This is a genomic window from Synechocystis sp. PCC 7339 (assembly GCF_019924095.1).
In the GTDB taxonomy this organism is placed as follows: domain Bacteria; phylum Cyanobacteriota; class Cyanobacteriia; order Cyanobacteriales; family Microcystaceae; genus Synechocystis.
Genome location: NZ_CP063659.1, coordinates 1,824,688 through 1,841,117, shown reverse-complemented (window position 1 = coordinate 1,841,117; position 16,430 = coordinate 1,824,688). Strand labels below are relative to the sequence as shown.

The window sequence follows — 16,430 nt, the reverse complement described above, 5'->3', positions numbered from 1 at the left end:
TATGAAGGAAAAGACTAATAATTCTGGTATTCTCTTTGATCTAAAAATCTATTGCTAGTTCATTTCTAAACCCCTCGAAAGCCGACATTCGTATCCATTGTTTGACGAGGATTCAAAGTTTGCTTACGTTTTGATGCTTGTAAATTATCCACAAAACTTATTATTGCTCCCACTAATAAGAAAGTTCCGCCTAAATACTGGGCTTGTGTAGGAGTTTCTTGTAGGATTAGATAGGCAAAAATTATGGCTAAAATAGGGGTGACTAAGCTTGCCAAATTAATTTGAATAAAACTGGCAGTCTTAAGACCGGCTAACCAAAACAATTGACCAAGAACAACAATAATAGCCCCATAGACTAACATCCATTGCCACAGAATAGGAGAAAAAACATCCATAAAATGGTCAAACCCGTAAAGAATAACTGCTATCCAAAAAAATACAAAAGTTCCCAATAAACTACGATAAACAGTAAAAATACTTACTGGAATAGATTGCAGTTGTTGTTTACTCAGGATTGTTGTAATTGCCGAAATGAAAGCGGCGATCGCCACAAAAATTTCCCCCAACCCAAAATTGAAATGGATAACCATGTTAATTGGATCAGAAACTCCCCAGAAAACCGTAACAGCAACTCCGATAAAAGAAATTAAGGTTGCCAGTATGCTTAACCAATTTGTGGAAGCTTTTAACAAAAAAATACTTAAAATTAGGGTGAAAATTGGTTCCAATCTTCCAATTAAAACCACATTGGTCACATTTGTTTGATCTAGGGCGCTGAACATTAATCCAGGGGCAATGGCTCTTGATAAAATAGCTGTAATAGTTAAAAGCAACCAATCTTTTCTGGTTAACTTTTTTAATTTATCAATTTGCCAATCAGGGTAAAAAATTAATATCATTAAACCCAAGGCACACAAATTACCCACAAAAAGAACATTACAAAAAGAAATGGGATTCCGACCATCAATTGTATAAGCTTGGCCCAACTCAATTATGCGACTAGTTACAGCGTTGGCCGCTGAAAAAATCACTACGGCAAGGGCAAGATAAATCGGGCTGGGAATCCGATTTAAAAAGGTGCCAAAAATAGAAATAAGTGTTTTCATTAATAATCTAATTCCCGTTGATAGCCAATCTGAGGAGCCGAATAAATGGAAACAAAAACTGCATTTTCTTGACTATGATTGATCGCTCCATGGACTTGACCTTTTTCGGCGATCGCCACTTCCCCTTGCGTCAAAGTTTGACTTTTATGTTCCCCCAAATAATAAGTCAAAGTCCCTTTTAGCATAACCCAGGTATCTTGACCATCGGGATGAAAATGGGGCTGAACAATTTGCTGCGGTCGAACAGCCCAGATAGCAATACTAGAATTTTCTGTCTCAATTACCGGCGTTACCGTTGCCCCTTGCTCGGAAAAACAAGCCATTTGCTCTAAGTCAAAAATCCGTTGGTTATCCATTGCAATAATTTGCTCCTTACTTGAACTGAGGACACGTTTTACTGACAGAATCACATTGATAAACATACGGTGCTTGCCAATGGAGTGGAATTTCTAGTAAATCCCTCGCTCCTGTTATCCCTTGACCAATAAAAAGTAATAAGGCAAGGCTATTAATAATAATGTGGGCATTGCGCCAACGATTTTGACGATCTTGATAAATATCTTGGGTAGTTGCTACTGAAAAAATCATTAAAAATGCGGCTAAAATTCCATAATAAAAATGGGATACAAGCCATTCATGTCCTCGGCGATAAATTTCAGGTTGACTCCCTAACAATACTAACCCCATGCCTGTTAAGCTGGCGAAAGTGCCTCGCCAAAATTTTGTTTTTGCACGAAATAAAAAAACAAAAGATGCAATACTAAAGCCAAATACAGCAATCACCAGGAAAACCCGAAAAGGTTCCTGGGAGATGACATTTTTATTAATAAATTTAGAAAAAAGTGGATAGGCTAACCCTAAAAAAGTAACACCCACCACCGCTATAGTGAGATGTCTCCCGATCGCCACGTGTTCAGTGCCAACCACCGGGGGAATTTTACTTTTTTCTCCCGCTTTCGTTACTAAACGCCGTTCACGAGTGAGTAAAGCACGATTGACCACAATGCCCAACAGAGGGAAAACTACAATAATGGCGATTGCGGGATGTAGCAAAGCCCAGGTATCTTGAAAATCCATCATAAAAAACAATTGCCAAATTTATTAAACAATATTCAAGAAATTAAAGATGAACTATTAAGCATTACTTGCCCCGCGAATATTTGCCATTAATGTCACCAATACCTAATATTAAGTTGTTACTAACTTTGGTCTTTCAACCTAACCATTGCTGAACCAATTGGAACATCTCCGTCGATACCATTTAGCTTAGTGCTGACACGATAAAGCGCACGTCCCCCCATGCGTGACATATCCACCCCTGATAGTTGCAGCCTTACATAGGTATCAGGGTTAACAGGTTGGTTAAAATCAATAGTTATTCCCCCTGGAGACATTTTTGTGGTGGTGGGAATTTCCTTGCCACTGGGATCAAAAGCCTTAACATTAATAGACCGTGCCATGTCAAGGGGTAAGCTAATGGTCGTAGATTCTAGGGAAAATCCTGTAACGGCTAAGGTGATAAAGTGGGTGTTTCCAGCGGCTCCCACAAAACCAGAGTCTGAGACAAAAGGGGTGGTAAAACGCATTGTCATTTGCGCTTGGGCAGGGGAATTAGCCAAGGATAAAAAGGCTAACGAAATAGCTAAAGCCGAAAATGTGCCGATAAGAGGACGAATATTCATGGGGTTTAATTCCTTAAACTAGGAAAAGAAAATTGGGCTAATTATCAACAAAAAGAGACAGTAAAATGGAGATCGCATCGGCGGGTTCATAGCGAACACGGAAATTCACATTGATGTAGGCCAAAGCGATATGTCCACGACGATCAATCACAAATGTAGCGGGGATAGGTAATAACCATTCCTCTATGCCATTATGATCAGGAATAACACAGCCGGATTGTAAATAAATTTGTTTGACCGCATCGGGAACAGTAAAAACTAATTCATAATCCTGAGCCGTTTGTAAACCATGGTCACTGAGGAGATCGTAAGTCAAATCATGACGCTCAATGGTTTTCTGAGAAGCGGTTAGAGTTTGGGGAGAAATGGCTAAAATAGTTCCTCCTAATGCTCGAATTTTATTAACAACCTTTTGATAAGCCCGTAGTTCTAAACCACAATAGGGACACCAATAACCCCGAAAAAACTTGAGCAAGACAGGGCCTTGTTTAAGTTGTTCAGAAAGGATAATCTTTTCTCCCTGGGTATTTATTAAGGTAAAATCAGGGGCAAAATCTCCTATTCTCAACTGTCTTCGATTTTTAAATTCCTCAGTCAAACCTTTAATAAAATCCGAAAAAACAGCAGCTCTTTTGGGAGGTGTTTTTTTTAAAGATTCTTGGTGAAACTTATATAGTTCAATTTGTAAATTCACAATCTTCTTAGAAATAGCTAGAGGCTATAACCTATCATATCCCCTAAAGATTGCAGTAATTGAACAAATTCCCAAGAATTTACTTGACTTCGCTGGCGGGAAACATAACAATTTTTCCTTCTTTCACTGCCACAACTACATCATAGGTTGCACAGTAGGAAAAGGTAATATCGCTCTTTTTGCTGTATAGATTGACAACCATTCCAGCACCCCCTGGCTGAACTCCCAATGGTTCTAGATCACCATAGAAAAATCGCCTCAATTGGTCTCCACTGCCAGTTTTTCCTTTGCTAGTGATAATTAGCTTGATCTGTTCTTGGCTGGCTGAAGGGGGAGCGGCGATCGCCGTATTTTGAGTTTGGGGTAGAAAGCTGTGAAAAGTGACATCTCCTATGGTAATTGCGCTAGCTAGGATAAGGGGAGCTAGCAAAGGGCTAAAGGGTTTGAGTCTTAACATCGAGTTTTTAGACATAGAAATTATTGACGGAATCATCATTGCTTGTTTTTTTTTCGATGGGAAGCCGGCAAAATGGAATATGCCATATGCCAGATTGGAATAGGTGTTGTTATGGATCGTCTTGCTTGTATGCAGAGTTTTGTTCGAGCGATCGAAATGAATAGCTTTTCCGCCGTGGCAAGGGAACAACAAACAACTCAACCAACCATCAGTAAACAAATTGCCGCCCTAGAAAAATATTTGGGGGTGAAGTTAATCACTCGCTCCACAACCAAACTCAATTTAACCGAAGAAGGAAAACAATATTATCAATACTGTCAACAAATCTTGGAAACAGTTGCTGAAGCAGAAGCTAGCTTAGAAGGCAAAGAGAAAGCCGTTGGTATTTTACGTTTAGGTTGTTCGGTCCTATTTGGCGAAATGCAAATCGTGCCCCGCTTAAATCTTTTTATCACCCGCTATCCCCAAGTTAAAATAGACTTAATGATGGCTGATTATTTTGTCGATATGGTGCAAGAAGGACTAGACCTTTCTATTCGTATTGGCAATCATCAAGATAAGTCCTTAATTAGTGAACGTATTGGTATCACCCGTCGTGTAACGGTAGCTAGCACCAGTTATTTTGAAAAATCAGGGGAACCGAAAACACCAGAAGATCTAGCCAAGCATAATTGTATTGTCTATACTTCCTTGTCTACCATTAATGAATGGCATTTTCATGAAAAAAATGGAGTTATTAAGGTTAATGTTAAAGGTAGTTTTCAAACTAATAGCTCCGTTGCTGTGCGAGCCGCCGTTTTATCAGGTTTAGGCATTGCGATCGCCCCGATTTGGATGTTTGGTGAAGATATTTATCGGGGGGATCTTAAAGTTGTTTTACAGGACTATCAACCCGTGCCTTTTCCCATCTACGCCGTCTATCGTCGCAGTCGCTTTTATCCTGCCAAAGTTCATTGTTTTATTGATTTTTTACGAGAAGAATTTAAGCTAGACCCTTGGGTTTCTGACTATGGCACCTAATTTATTAATGAAACCCTTTAACTACTACAGTCCCATTCTGCTCTTCAAACATGGAGTCACAGAAGCTCTTAACAACAAGGCGTTCATTCGCCGCTAAAATGTGGAAAATAGAAAGTTAAAGCTCGCAAGCGCAAAACCCACTTTTCCCTGATTGCATTGCTGAACACGGCAATTTGCCACTTAGATCTTCAATTTAGAGATATTCATGGCCCATCCCCTCGACCTGGAGCAAACTTGGCTCTATCCCCTACCCGAATTTAGTTTGATTGCATTACAAGGGGAAGACCGGCAACGCTTTTTGCACAACCAAACCACCAACGCAGTGGAAACTAGGGCAGTGGGGGAATGGTTTGAAACCGTATTCGTCAACTCCACCGGCAGAACTCTGGAATTAGCCACGGTTTATGTGCGTCAAGACTCCCTTTGGGTCCAAGTGGAAGCCAGCCGAAAAGACTTCCTGTGGCAATGGATGGACCGATTCATTTTCCCCTTCGACAAAGTGGAACTGCAGGATTTATCTGCCGATTATCGAGCGGTGGTGCTGCTGGGAGAAGAAGCGGGGCAAGATCATTTAGGTTGGCAGTTGCCCATCGGGAACCAATGGTTAACCCAAGCGGTGCAGGGAGTTGAGTTACTCATTTCTGCCCAAACAGGGTTGGATTTACCCGGCTATACAGTAATTTTTCCAGCGACTCAACAGGCAGTAATCGACCAACTTTGGGAAGATTTAACTGTCATTACCTCCGATCAATGGGAAGGTTTGCGCATTTACCAGGGCAGACCCCAAGCAAATAAAGAACTGACCGAGGATTACAATCCCCTTGAAACAGGATTATGGCGGGCCATTTCCTTCACTAAGGGGTGTTATATTGGCCAGGAAACCATTGCCCGTTTGAACACTTACCAGGGGGTAAAACAGCGGCTGTGGCGCCTTACCCTCGATCGCCCGATGGAAGCAGGGACAGTGATTACCCTGGAAGGACAAAAAGTGGGTGTTTTAACCAGTGTGAAGGGATTGACGGGGCTTGGTTACCTTAAAACTAAGCTGGCCGATCAGGGCATGGCCGTGCAGGTGGGGGAGGCGATCGCCACAGTAGAAAGACCACCCTACATCACCCACGAATATTACCAAGGGCCGAACTAGATTCCATTCCGGGGAGCAAGTTTTGATGGTCATTGCTAGCCCCCATGGGTGGTTTGCTGGTTTATTTGTATTAATTGTTGCGTTGAGCAAGCTTGCGGGAATCAACAACCAATCAAAAGTCTTCCTCGTCCCTCTGCACATCCAACCGGGCCGCCAGTACCTCCGCCACCACTTCTTCCAAATCCAGGGGCGTAAGTTGACTGTAGCCTTCCCTTGGGTTGAGCCAATCATCCAAAGACACCAGCCTTAAATGTCGACTTTCCTGCCAGAGGTCCACAATGGTTTTTCCTTGGTGGTCTAGGCTAATTTCCAGGTAATCAAAGCTGTTGACATTGAGATAAAGAGATTGATTGGTAACAATGGTGGCCTGTTGGGCATCGCTAAACACATCCAAGATCCAACCTTGGCCTTCCGCTTGGGATTTGCCATCTAATTGATAATAGTAATTAACTTGTCCTAAATCGTTTAGGGCCCGTTGCATATCTTCTTTGTTGACCAAAATACCCTGTTCAATCACACAGGGAGCTGGCAGTGGGGGAGAGTGAAATTCAGGATTCATGGGGGTGAGGGCGGGGTAAAAAGCTTGGTCGGTCGGTTACGGATGAATATTTATGGTTATAAATTCCACCAGGATTACTAACGAAAATCACGCAAAAGTATTAGTCTAGATGGGGAATTTTAGTTTTGGGTTGCCAAGCCATCGGTGGAGCGATTTGATTGATCCCCGCTTTATTTTTGATCTTAGCCCAAGAATTCGTAACTAGATTTTAAGTTTTTGCGGAGTGGCAACTCCTTCCCGTGGGAATGGTGATTTATGAAATGGTGGCGTCGTTGGTATTTTCTCTGGGGTGGGGATAGTGTGGGGGCGGCAATTCTGTTTTACACCCGCTTGCCCTGGCCCCGGAGTTGGCCGGTAAATTTTGACCGCATTGCCCGCTGGATTACCCTGATGGGGCTGTTATTGTCCCTGATTTTGCTGGCGTTAGCCCAGGGATTGCAATGGTTTGGTATGGACAATTTATTGCGGTCAGCCATTGTGGTTAGTCTGTGGCTAGCTTTAACAGGGGGTCTCCATTTAGATGGGGTGGCGGACACTGCCGATGGTCTAGCGGTGACTAATCCCAGCAAGCGTTTAGCGGTGATGCAAGACAGTCAAACGGGGGCCTATGGTGTGATGGCGATCGCCGTGGTGTTATTACTGAAAACCATGGCCTTGGCTAGCCTTAATTCCAAGGGCTTGGCAAGCTGGGCCCTTGTGATGGCTTTGGGTTGGGGACGTTGGGGCCAACTGTTGGCGATCGCCCTTTATCCTTATTTGAAGGCCGATGGCAAAGGCGCCATGCATAAACGAAATTTAAAATGGAGGCCCGATCTACTGCTGGGCACGGCCATTATGATTGGGGGAGGAATGACCCTAGGAATTATTTTGGGAATTGCCCCCTGGCTAATGGGGCTGGGCACTGGAGGAGCGGCGTTGATAGCCTGGGGGGTAGGTCGTTGGTTTGCCCAACAATTGGGGGGTCACACTGGAGATACCTACGGCGCTGTGGTGGAATGGAGTGAGGTATTAATTTTGCTGAGTTTATCCTTGGTTTAACGGTTCCCCCATTTCAATGGCTGTTAACTTTGCCATGCCATGGGATTATGACCAGTATTCAACGTGAACCACCGATAATTGTCCTAAATTTTGCAGGAGCAGACATTGGCAGAAAAACGTAAAAAACGGCGATCATTCTCTTCTTTGTTTGGAAAACCCTTATTAGGTTTGGTAGGATTGACCCTAGCGTTATATTTGTTGAGGGGCTGGGGCGTTATTACCTTTTTGCCGGGGGGAATCTTCCTCGGCATGGCCGCCCTCACGGTCTTTGTGGCCTTACTATACGGCTGGGAATTGACTAGCCGTTAGGTCAATGTCGGTGGTGCTGGGGTAAAATTTGAGCCGCAAACTGTTGTGATCATTGCCACAGATTTGTTCGTTTTTGCTTAACATTTAACTCTGTTTTCGATTCGATTCATCTAAATCTGGTTCAATTGCTGAGTTGCCATGACTGGAAAAGTTGCCGAAAGTGATCCCAAAGGACTGTTAGTACTGATTCTGCCCCTAGCCGTCGCTATGGTTTTTATCTACAAAACCTGGCGGTGGATTTTGTTGGGTCTCACCTTGGCGATCGCCTGGGTGGCCTGGGACAATTATCAATGGCAACAGAAATGTGTCGCTATCGATCCCCTCTTTAACCAACTGGTGCAAAAAAATCAGGGCATCATCACCAAAGCTGATTTGATTGATGCGGGCATTGCCAAAGGTCGGGCGGCCCAACGCTATCTGAATGACAAGGTGGCGGAGTATGGCCCCTACGAAAAACAGGTGGGGCAAGCAAAAGTTTATTACTTTATTTCCTCCAGTACCCTGGGTAACATTTTCGACGACAGTGAACCGGAATCGGAGGAACCGGCCCTCAGTTCTCCCCAGTTAGCGGCCGCCACAGCTCCAGTAGTAGACCATCCCCTAGTGCCTCCCCAGGAAGAATTGATGGCTACTCCGGTGGGTCAAAGTCCTTTTTCTCAATTGGCGGAAATTAAGGAAGCCCGTAAGCAACAGGAAGAGGAGAAGGCGGCCGAAGCCACGCCCCCAAAAGAATCCACTCCGGCGGAAACTATTCCCAGCAACTCCTGCCTAACCCTGATCCAATCAGAATTAGCCAAGCGCTTAGACACCACTTCCAGCACCTTGGCCCGTCGCAAAAACGAAGGCAATTTTGCTGACTGGAGTCAAACTAGGGACCCCGATGGCCTGGCTTGGAGCTATGATCCGGAGTCCAAATTATTCGTCACCGTCTAGTCATTTAGTAATTATTTAGCATCAAGCTGTTGGCTTTCTATGACCATTACTTTTCAGTCTGTTATCGCCAAGTTAAACGAATTTTGGGCCAAGCAAGGTTGCCTCATTGCCCAACCCTTTGACACGGAAAAGGGCGCTGGCACCATGAATCCCCACACTTTTCTGCGGGCGATCGGGCCGGAACCTTGGTCTGTGGCCTATGTGGAGCCCTGCCGTCGTCCCACCGATGGCCGGTACGGCGAAAATCCTAACCGGGTACAGCACTATTTCCAGTATCAGGTATTGATCAAACCTTCCCCGGACAATATTCAGGAGGTGTATCTTGATTCCCTGCGGGCCCTGGGGATTCAGCCTGAGGATCACGACATTCGTTTTGTGGAAGATAACTGGGAATCCCCCACCCTTGGGGCCTGGGGCGTGGGCTGGGAAGTGTGGCTCGACGGCATGGAAGTGACCCAGTTTACCTATTTTCAGCAGTGTGGTGGTATTGATTGTCGCCCTGTTTCCATTGAGATTACCTACGGCTTGGAACGGTTGGCCATGTATCTGCAAAATGTAGAGGCGATCGACCAAATTCAGTGGAATGAAAAACTCAGCTATGGGGATATTTTCTGGCAGGGGGAAGTGGAACAATGTACCTACAACTTTGAAGCATCTAATCCCGACTTATTGTTTCAATTGTTTGCCCTTTATGAACAGGAAGCGGGGCAGTTGATCGAACGGAGCTTGGCTTTGCCTAGTTTGGAATATGTTCTGAAATGCTCCCATGCGTTTAATTTATTGGATGCTAGGGGGGTAATTGCTGTGACTGAGCGCACCCGCTATATTGGTCGCATTCGTAATTTGGCCAGGGAAGTGGCCCAGATTTATTTACAACAACGGGAAGCCCTCGGTTTTCCCTTGGGTAAAAAAGTAGATAAACCCGCTGTCCTTGCATAGGCTAATTGAAGTTATTTCTTAGCCTATTTCCTACACCATTGCTGGTGAATTTGTCGTTCCTTTTGTTCCGTTATGCCTCTTTTTTCAGATAATATTTTCAATTATGATCAACAGGAAATTACTGATTTTATAATTACTGCCTCTCTAAAAATCATCTTTGCGCTAGCAATTTTACTAATTGGTTTTTGGTTGTCGAGAAGGCTACAAAAACTAATCATTAGGGCCCTCAGAAAGTCCAACCTAGAACCAACCTTTATTTCCTTTGCTGGCAATATCAGCTACTACCTACTTTTGCTGGTTTTCTTTGTTCTCTGTTTAGCTCAGTTGGGCATTCAAACCAGTTCCCTGGTAGCTCTTTTAGGAGCTTCCACCCTGGCGATCGGTTTAGCTCTGCAGGGTTCCCTCGCTAATGTAGCAGCCGGTATTTTATTGGTCTTGTTCAATTATTTTCGGGTGGGGGAAAGGATAGAAGTCGCTGGCATTGAAGGAGTAGTGGAATCGATTGAAATCCTTTCGACAACCATTTGCACCTACGACAATCGTTTGGTGACCATTCCCAATAAACAAATCATTGAAAATAACATTATCAACCATGTAGGTAAGCCCCAGCGCCGCATAGATTTGGTCATTGGGGTGGGGTACGAAGAAAATATTGACCATGTGCGGTCTTCCTTACAGTGGGTGCTCGATCAAAATAGTGAAGTTTGTGCAGAACCTGCTCCTACTATTGCACTAGGGGAATTGGGGGATAGTAGTGTTAATTTCTACGTGCGCCCCTGGGTAAAATCGGAGGATTACTTCCGCCTTAAATTAGAGTTAACTGAAGCAATTAAACGGAAGCTAGATGAAGAAGATATTTCCATTCCTTTTCCCCAGCGGGATGTACATTTAATTCAGCCAGAAACGAAGGAGTTGGATATCAAAGCGGCTTAAACCTAATAATCCAAGGGCAATTCAATTAATGCTATGTTTCAGACCACCCGTCGACGTTTAGCGCTTTGGTACACCTTGGTAACGGCGGTATTATTGTTGCTATTTGCCAGCGGGGTTTATTTATATGTCCGTCAAACCCTGGTGGAACGGATTGATGACACCCTTAAGCATGTGGTGGAAGTGGTGAATCGTTCCTTAGTGGTGCAGGGATTAGACCAGGCCGAGTACGGCTTAAATGTTTCTGCTAGCTTTCGGGACAATGATGCAACGGTGGATGATGATCACATTGATTTGGAGTGGTTCAGTGCGGAGGGTCGCTTGCTGTGGTCCACCATGGGCAACAATTCCCCCCTTTCTCTTTCTAGCCAATCTAAGGCAGAAACGGTTTCTTTTTCCGGCGATCGCCAGTTGCGCCAGGTAACCAAAAGAATTGAGGAGAGGGGCCTGGTATTGGGCTATCTGCGGGTAAGCCATCCTTGGTTTGAAGTAACTAAGCCTATTCGTCAACTGGCCTGGGACTTAAGCCTAGGATTAACTATTTTAGTGAGCAGTGCGGCGGCCATTGGTTGGTTTTTATCGGGGTTAGCGATGGAGCCGATCGCCGAATCCTATCAAAGCTTGAAACAATTCACCGCCGATGCTTCCCACGAATTAAGGAATCCCATTGCGGTGATTCAAACCAATGTGCAACAGGCTTTGGAATATCCCGAAGCGGATCCCCAACAACAACGCCAACAACTGCAGGTTATTGAACGACTCACCCAACGGCTGGGCAATCTGGTCAATGATCTTCTCTTCCTGGCCCGTTCCGACAGTGGCACCCTCGGCCGCACTTTGCAGACTATTCCCTTGGATGCGCTCCTAATTGAGGTAATTGAAGAGCAACGGCTAAGCGCTGAGCAACGGGGAATTTTTCTTTCCCTCAGAATTGAAAGCCAGGGAGAGAACCCAGAGGAGGATTTCACTGTGCAGGGAGATTGGGACCAGTTGGCCCGCTTGTTCACTAACCTAATTACCAATGCCTTTGACCATAGCCAGCCCCAGCAGCAACAGGAATCCTCGGTGGCCCTTACCCTAGAACGGTGTGCCACTGACCATGGGGCCCTGCGACCCAGGCAATCTAGCTTACAGGTCACAGTGGCAGACAACGGAGTTGGCATTGACTCAGAGCAGATTCCCCATTTATTTGACCGCTTTTTTCGGGCTGATCCTTCCCGATCGCCTAATCAAGGGGTCGGTCTCGGACTGGCGATCGTGGCGGCCATTGTGCAGCATCACCAGGGCAAGATTAGTGTTACCAGTTCCCCCCAAGGCAGTCAATTTCGGGTGCAACTGCCTAGTGCGGTTCCCTCTACATAGGCAGTTAAGCAGTTTAATTTCCCATCAATTTTCTACTTTCCATCGAGCAAAATCAGCCTAGCTATTTTCCTTTTTATCCGTTGATTGTTGGGCTAGTCCCTGGAGAAGGCCAAAGACTACCAACAGATTGGAAAGAGACAAAAATATTTCTGCACTGCCGTGGAGCCAATCCACGTCGGCCAACTGGGCTTGGTAATGGCTCTCGGCGTAGAGCCCTGCGGGGATAGTTACCAAAACAAACACTAATAGAACATAGAATCCCACCAGCACTAGCTTGGGTGTTTGGGGCGATCGCCGTAGAAACCAGAGAAAGCCCAGGTAGGGAAAAAGGGAAAGGGCAAAGAGGTTTTCCTTGGCAAAAATTTGGCTAAGTTCCATCAGGGCTTGGGGGCAGAGGGCTGGGCTGATTGACGATAAATCCACCAGGCCGCTAGACAAAGGGTAATATTGCCGATCACGGTGGTCAGGGCCTGGAGGGTCACTAACCAATCTAACTGACTAGCATTATCAAAGAAATGCCAGGTGCAGGCACACATCGCACTCACCAACGCTGGCATCATTCCCCAGGCCAGGGCCCGCCAGTGGCCATAACCAGCCTTTGCAGCATAACGGCCCACCAAGGCGATCGCCACCATCCATTCAATAACACTGGAAACATGAACCATCCAAGTGGGAATTGAGAGAGCATTCACTACTAGCTATCCTGGGTAACTGGTTTTTACTCAATAACGATTGCGATTAAAACAAACCAATAATACTGTTTAAAGCCACTGCAGACCGGGGGAGGCAACTTAGGCAAGGCCTTTTGAGCAAGCTCCCTAGGCAAATGGTAGCAAAAGCGTTTCTAGTGTGGTGTGGGCGCAATAGGTGTAAAAGGTGAAATAAGGATTCCAAGGAAAAACTGCACTGCCTTGATGATGGTGAGCCCAGGCAGTCATCAGTAAGGGGAAGGACACCTCATCTAGCATATTGGTTGATTCGATTAACATCCATGACTGGTGATCGCCATTAATTCCAGACTCCAATTGACGCGGGGGTAGGGGTCTGGGCAGGAAGAAATGTCCTACCATGGGGAATACGTAACGAAATATTAAGAAAGTTGCCCCGTTTATTGCCTTATCTATGACCCCGATCGCTATTTTATTTTCCACCCCATTTAAGCGCTTCCTGCGGGAAAAAGTGCTTTTGGGCAATGCCCCCAGTTGGGAGTTGCTGGCCATCCTCAGCATTTACTTTGTCCAGGGGGTGTTGGGGCTTTCCCGTTTAGCAGTAAGCTTTTTCCTCAAAGATGAATTGGGGCTGAGTCCAGCGGCCATGGGGGCCCTGATTGGTTTGGGAGCAGCCCCGTGGATCATTAAACCAGTGCTTGGTCTACTGTCGGACACGGTGCCCCTGTTTGGCTACCGACGGCGATCGTACCTGTGGTTATCGGGCTTAATGGGTAGTGTCGGTTGGTTGTTGTTTGCGGGCTGGGTTGGTAGCGGCACCCAAGCTGGGTTGGTATTGCTTTTCACTTCCCTGTCCGTGGCGATCGGCGATGTCATTGTCGATTCCCTAGTAGTGGAACGGGCCCAACGGGAATCCCTAGCCCAAGTGGGATCTTTGCAATCCCTCACCTGGGGAGCCGCCGCCGTGGGGGGCATTATTACTGCCTATGCCAGTGGCGCTCTTTTGGAATGGTTTAGCACCCGCACTGTCTTTGCCATCACCGCCATTTTTCCTTTGCTGACCGTAGGGGCCGCTTTTTTGATTAGTGAAGCATCTGTCGGTGAAGAGGATAGTAAGCCAGAACCCCGCGCCCAAATTAAATTGGTTTGGCAGGCAGTGCGACAAAAAACCATTCTGTTGCCCACTTTGTTTATTTTCTTTTGGCAAGCAACTCCCAGCGCCGAGTCAGCTTTTTTTTATTTCACCACGAACGAGTTAGGCTTTGAGCCAGAATTTTTGGGGCGGGTGCGTTTGGTCACTAGCGTAGCCGGATTGATAGGGGTGGGACTTTACCAACGCTTCTTAAAAACCGTGCCCTTCCGGGTAATTATGGGCTGGAGTACGGTGATTTCCAGTGCCTTGGGGTTAACTACCCTAATTTTAATTACCCACGCTAACCGAGCCATCGGCATTGATGACCATTGGTTTAGTTTGGGGGATAGCATTATTCTCACCGTAACCGGTCAAATTGCTTTTATGCCGGTGTTGGTTTTGGCGGCCCGTCTCTGTCCACCGGGCATTGAAGCCACTCTTTTTGCCCTATTGATGTCGGTGATGAATTTGGCGGGGGTATTATCCTTCGAGGTGGGGTCATTGCTGACCCATTGGTTGGGGGTAACGGAAACTCAATTTGATAATTTGGCTTTGTTGGTGATTATCACTAACCTTTCCACCCTGCTGCCCTTGCCCTTTTTAGGACTGTTGCCAGCGGGGGATCCCCAGGAAAATCAAGCAACGGAGGCCCCCGATAACCCTGGCGATCACCTGGTGTTGCCACCGGCGGAAGTATTTGAACACCATACGGTGGGAAGTTTAAGCGACCAAAACTTTTTGCCTGAATTCGTTTCAGAAAAAAGTTCCAGCCGTTCCTAGTTTGCGGTTAGTAAGGCTACATCGCTTTGCCCCTGGAGGCAATACCTTAGACTGGAGAGGGGATTGCTTTACCTCGCACTGCCTGTTTTGCTGATCCGGGCCACCCCGCCCAGAATCTAGCTGTGACCCTGTAACCTCTGAGTTTTGTAAAAATGTGGCTTCTTTTGCTCATCCTTGCTGTCATCACCTATTTTGTGGTTAAAAGCAATGCCGCCCCCATCACCCGCACCCCGATTTGGATATTGTGGTTGGTGTTGATGACCCCAGCCACCCTCTGGACAATTTGGGCAATGATCTATGGCCCCGATGCCCCTCTGCCAGCCTTACTATTGCTAGGGCCTTTTTTAGTCTGTCCTTTGTTGTACTGGTGGTTGGTGCAAAAGGGTCGCATTGTCCCCGATCAACAGGCCCAGGCTACCGCTTCCCCCAACCCCGATAACGCCCAAGGAACAGAGCAAAAATCATCGGAGCCAGCCCCCCGACCCATTGATGCGGCGGAAGAAAAATCTTTGCGGGATTGTTTTCCCTGGGGAGTGTATTACCTCCAGCAATTGGACTATCGTCCCCAGGCTATTCTGTGCCGAGGCAAATTACAAGTGGCACCGGAAATGGCCTACGAACGGGTCAAGGGTAATGTGGAAGATGCCTTTGGCGATCGCTTTTTGGTGCTATTTCAAGAAAGTTTGCAGGGCCAACCTTTTTTTGCCCTAGTACCTAACCCAGCCCAGGCGAAGGAAGATAATATTAATAATGCCGAAAAGCTCCATAAACCTTGGTTAGCCTTAACTTTACTGCTACTGACTGGGTTCACCACCACTATGGTGGGAGCAGAAATGGCGGGGTTAACTCCGGAAAAACTCCAGGCGGGCATCCAAACGTTAATGGTGGGTTTGCCCTACAGTTTGGCAATTTTGACCATTTTGGGCTGCCATGAACTAAGTCACTATGGGGCAGCGGTTCATTACAAAATCCGCACCACTTTGCCCTATTTCATTCCCATTCCCTTCTTTTTGGGCACCTTTGGCGCTTTTATCCAGATGAAGTCCCCGGTGCCCCACCGTAAAGCTTTATTTGATGTGGCGATCGCCGGGCCGTTGGGAGGCTTGGTAGTGGCGTTGCCAATTTTATGGTGGGGGTTGACCCAGTCCACGGTGGGAGCCATGCCGGACAATACTAACCTGTTGCGATTTGATGCCCTGGATTACCGCTTTTCCCTGTTGATGACCCTGATTAGTAAGGCGGCCTTGGGCAGTCAACTGGGGGCTAACACGGTGCTGGATCTCCATCCTTTGGCGATCGCCGGCTACATTGGTTTGATTGTGACGGCGTTGAATTTGATGCCCTTTGGCCAGTTAGATGGGGGCCACATTATCCATGCCATGCTGGGGCAACGGGCGGCCATTGTGACGGGGCAAATTACCAGGGTGGCAATGGTGTTACTTTCCTTTATTCGCAGTGACTTTTTCATCTGGGCAATTATTTTGTTGCTCATGCCCGTGGGAGATCAACCAGCGCTAAATGATGTCAGCGAGTTGGATGATCGTCGGGATTTATTAGGCATTGTGGCGATCGCCATTTTGATTTTGATCCTTTTACCGGTGCCGCCCCTTGTAGCCCAGTGGTTGCAAATATAGGGTGGGAAAATTCCCTGGCTAGAATTGACGGGCACTAATTATT

The 16,430-nt window shown here is 46.3% G+C and carries 19 protein-coding genes and 1 pseudogene; 10 read left to right on the top strand and 10 right to left on the bottom strand.

The features are described 5' to 3' along the window. Nucleotides 1–65: 65 nt before the first annotated feature. The 6 genes from IQE94_RS08715 to IQE94_RS08690 form a co-directional block, all read right to left on the bottom strand. Nucleotides 66–1,106 carry a DMT family transporter gene (locus IQE94_RS08715; RefSeq protein ID WP_212717522.1) on the bottom strand — a complete coding sequence of 347 codons (1,041 nt, stop codon included), beginning with the start codon at nt 1,104–1,106 and terminating at the stop codon, nt 66–68. Further along, nucleotides 1,106–1,462 (bottom strand): cupin domain-containing protein, encoded by a 357-nt coding sequence (locus IQE94_RS08710; protein WP_223343170.1) that lies wholly within the window; start codon nt 1,460–1,462, stop codon nt 1,106–1,108. Before IQE94_RS08710 ends, IQE94_RS08715 begins: the two co-directional genes overlap by 1 nt. 16 nt (nt 1,463–1,478) lie before the next feature. Next, nucleotides 1,479–2,186, bottom strand: a complete 708-nt coding sequence (locus tag IQE94_RS08705) for a DUF4079 domain-containing protein (RefSeq protein ID WP_223343169.1) — start codon at nt 2,184–2,186, stop codon at nt 1,479–1,481. Between the two features lie 119 nt (nt 2,187–2,305). Then, a complete protein-coding gene (locus IQE94_RS08700; RefSeq protein ID WP_212717519.1) occupies nt 2,306–2,788 on the bottom strand; it encodes a hypothetical protein in 483 nt (160 codons plus the stop codon). Nucleotides 2,789–2,825: 37 nt separating this feature from the next. After that, a complete protein-coding gene (locus IQE94_RS08695) occupies nt 2,826–3,482 on the bottom strand; it encodes a peroxiredoxin-like family protein (protein ID WP_212717518.1) in 657 nt (218 codons plus the stop codon). Nucleotides 3,483–3,561: 79 nt separating this feature from the next. Next, a complete protein-coding gene (locus IQE94_RS08690; protein WP_223343168.1) occupies nt 3,562–3,978 on the bottom strand; it encodes a hypothetical protein in 417 nt (138 codons plus the stop codon). A gap of 72 nt (nt 3,979–4,050) precedes the next feature. Here IQE94_RS08690 and IQE94_RS08685 point away from each other — a divergent pair, with 72 nt between their 5' ends. After that, complete coding sequence (locus IQE94_RS08685) at nt 4,051–4,959, top strand: LysR family transcriptional regulator (protein WP_223343167.1); 909 nt, start codon at nt 4,051–4,053, stop codon at nt 4,957–4,959. Nucleotides 4,960–5,164: 205 nt separating this feature from the next. Then, complete coding sequence (locus IQE94_RS08680; protein ID WP_223343166.1) at nt 5,165–6,103, top strand: folate-binding protein YgfZ; 939 nt, start codon at nt 5,165–5,167, stop codon at nt 6,101–6,103. Nucleotides 6,104–6,215: 112 nt separating this feature from the next. Here the strand turns inward: IQE94_RS08680 and IQE94_RS08675 are convergent, their stop codons facing one another. Beyond that, on the bottom strand, nt 6,216–6,662 hold the full coding sequence (locus IQE94_RS08675) for a hypothetical protein (RefSeq protein ID WP_223343165.1): 447 nt from the start codon (nt 6,660–6,662) through the stop codon (nt 6,216–6,218). A gap of 255 nt (nt 6,663–6,917) precedes the next feature. Between IQE94_RS08675 and cobS the strand changes: the two genes are divergently transcribed. From cobS to IQE94_RS08645, 6 genes and pseudogenes are all read left to right on the top strand, one after another. After that, nucleotides 6,918–7,700 carry an adenosylcobinamide-GDP ribazoletransferase gene (gene cobS, locus IQE94_RS08670; RefSeq protein ID WP_212717510.1) on the top strand — a complete coding sequence of 261 codons (783 nt, stop codon included), beginning with the start codon at nt 6,918–6,920 and terminating at the stop codon, nt 7,698–7,700. Between the two features lie 105 nt (nt 7,701–7,805). Then, a complete protein-coding gene (locus tag IQE94_RS08665; RefSeq protein ID WP_212717509.1) occupies nt 7,806–8,009 on the top strand; it encodes a hypothetical protein in 204 nt (67 codons plus the stop codon). A 138-nt stretch (nt 8,010–8,147) separates the two neighbouring features. Next, nucleotides 8,148–8,942, top strand: coding sequence for a hypothetical protein (locus IQE94_RS08660; RefSeq protein ID WP_212717508.1), 795 nt, complete (start codon nt 8,148–8,150; stop codon nt 8,940–8,942). 39 nt (nt 8,943–8,981) lie between these two features. Next, nucleotides 8,982–9,881 (top strand): glycine--tRNA ligase subunit alpha, encoded by a 900-nt coding sequence (glyQ, locus tag IQE94_RS08655; RefSeq protein WP_370630531.1) that lies wholly within the window; start codon nt 8,982–8,984, stop codon nt 9,879–9,881. Between the two features lie 41 nt (nt 9,882–9,922). Continuing rightward, a pseudogene (locus IQE94_RS08650) lies at nt 9,923–10,814 on the top strand (mechanosensitive ion channel family protein). Between the two features lie 33 nt (nt 10,815–10,847). After that, nucleotides 10,848–12,173, top strand: coding sequence for a cell wall metabolism sensor histidine kinase WalK (locus IQE94_RS08645; RefSeq protein ID WP_212717507.1), 1,326 nt, complete (start codon nt 10,848–10,850; stop codon nt 12,171–12,173). Between the two features lie 57 nt (nt 12,174–12,230). Here the strand turns inward: IQE94_RS08645 and IQE94_RS08640 are convergent, their stop codons facing one another. The 3 genes from IQE94_RS08640 to IQE94_RS08630 form a co-directional block, all read right to left on the bottom strand. After that, a complete protein-coding gene (locus IQE94_RS08640) occupies nt 12,231–12,596 on the bottom strand; it encodes a DUF3593 domain-containing protein (RefSeq protein WP_223343210.1) in 366 nt (121 codons plus the stop codon). Further along, the gene (locus tag IQE94_RS08635; protein WP_212717506.1) at nt 12,551–12,865 is read right to left on the bottom strand and encodes a DUF2499 domain-containing protein; all 315 of its coding nucleotides are present in this window, start codon (nt 12,863–12,865) and stop codon (nt 12,551–12,553) included. Before IQE94_RS08635 ends, IQE94_RS08640 begins: the two co-directional genes overlap by 46 nt. A 126-nt stretch (nt 12,866–12,991) precedes the next feature. Beyond that, nucleotides 12,992–13,243 carry a hypothetical protein gene (locus tag IQE94_RS08630; RefSeq protein WP_223343164.1) on the bottom strand — a complete coding sequence of 84 codons (252 nt, stop codon included), beginning with the start codon at nt 13,241–13,243 and terminating at the stop codon, nt 12,992–12,994. Between the two features lie 52 nt (nt 13,244–13,295). On the opposite strand from IQE94_RS08630, the gene IQE94_RS08625 reads away from it, so the two are divergent. Further along, entirely contained in the window at nt 13,296–14,753 is a 1,458-nt protein-coding gene (locus IQE94_RS08625) for a folate/biopterin family MFS transporter (RefSeq protein WP_212717502.1), read from the top strand. A 152-nt stretch (nt 14,754–14,905) separates the two neighbouring features. Next, nucleotides 14,906–16,387 (top strand): site-2 protease family protein, encoded by a 1,482-nt coding sequence (locus tag IQE94_RS08620; RefSeq protein WP_223343163.1) that lies wholly within the window; start codon nt 14,906–14,908, stop codon nt 16,385–16,387. Nucleotides 16,388–16,430 lie beyond the last annotated feature (43 nt).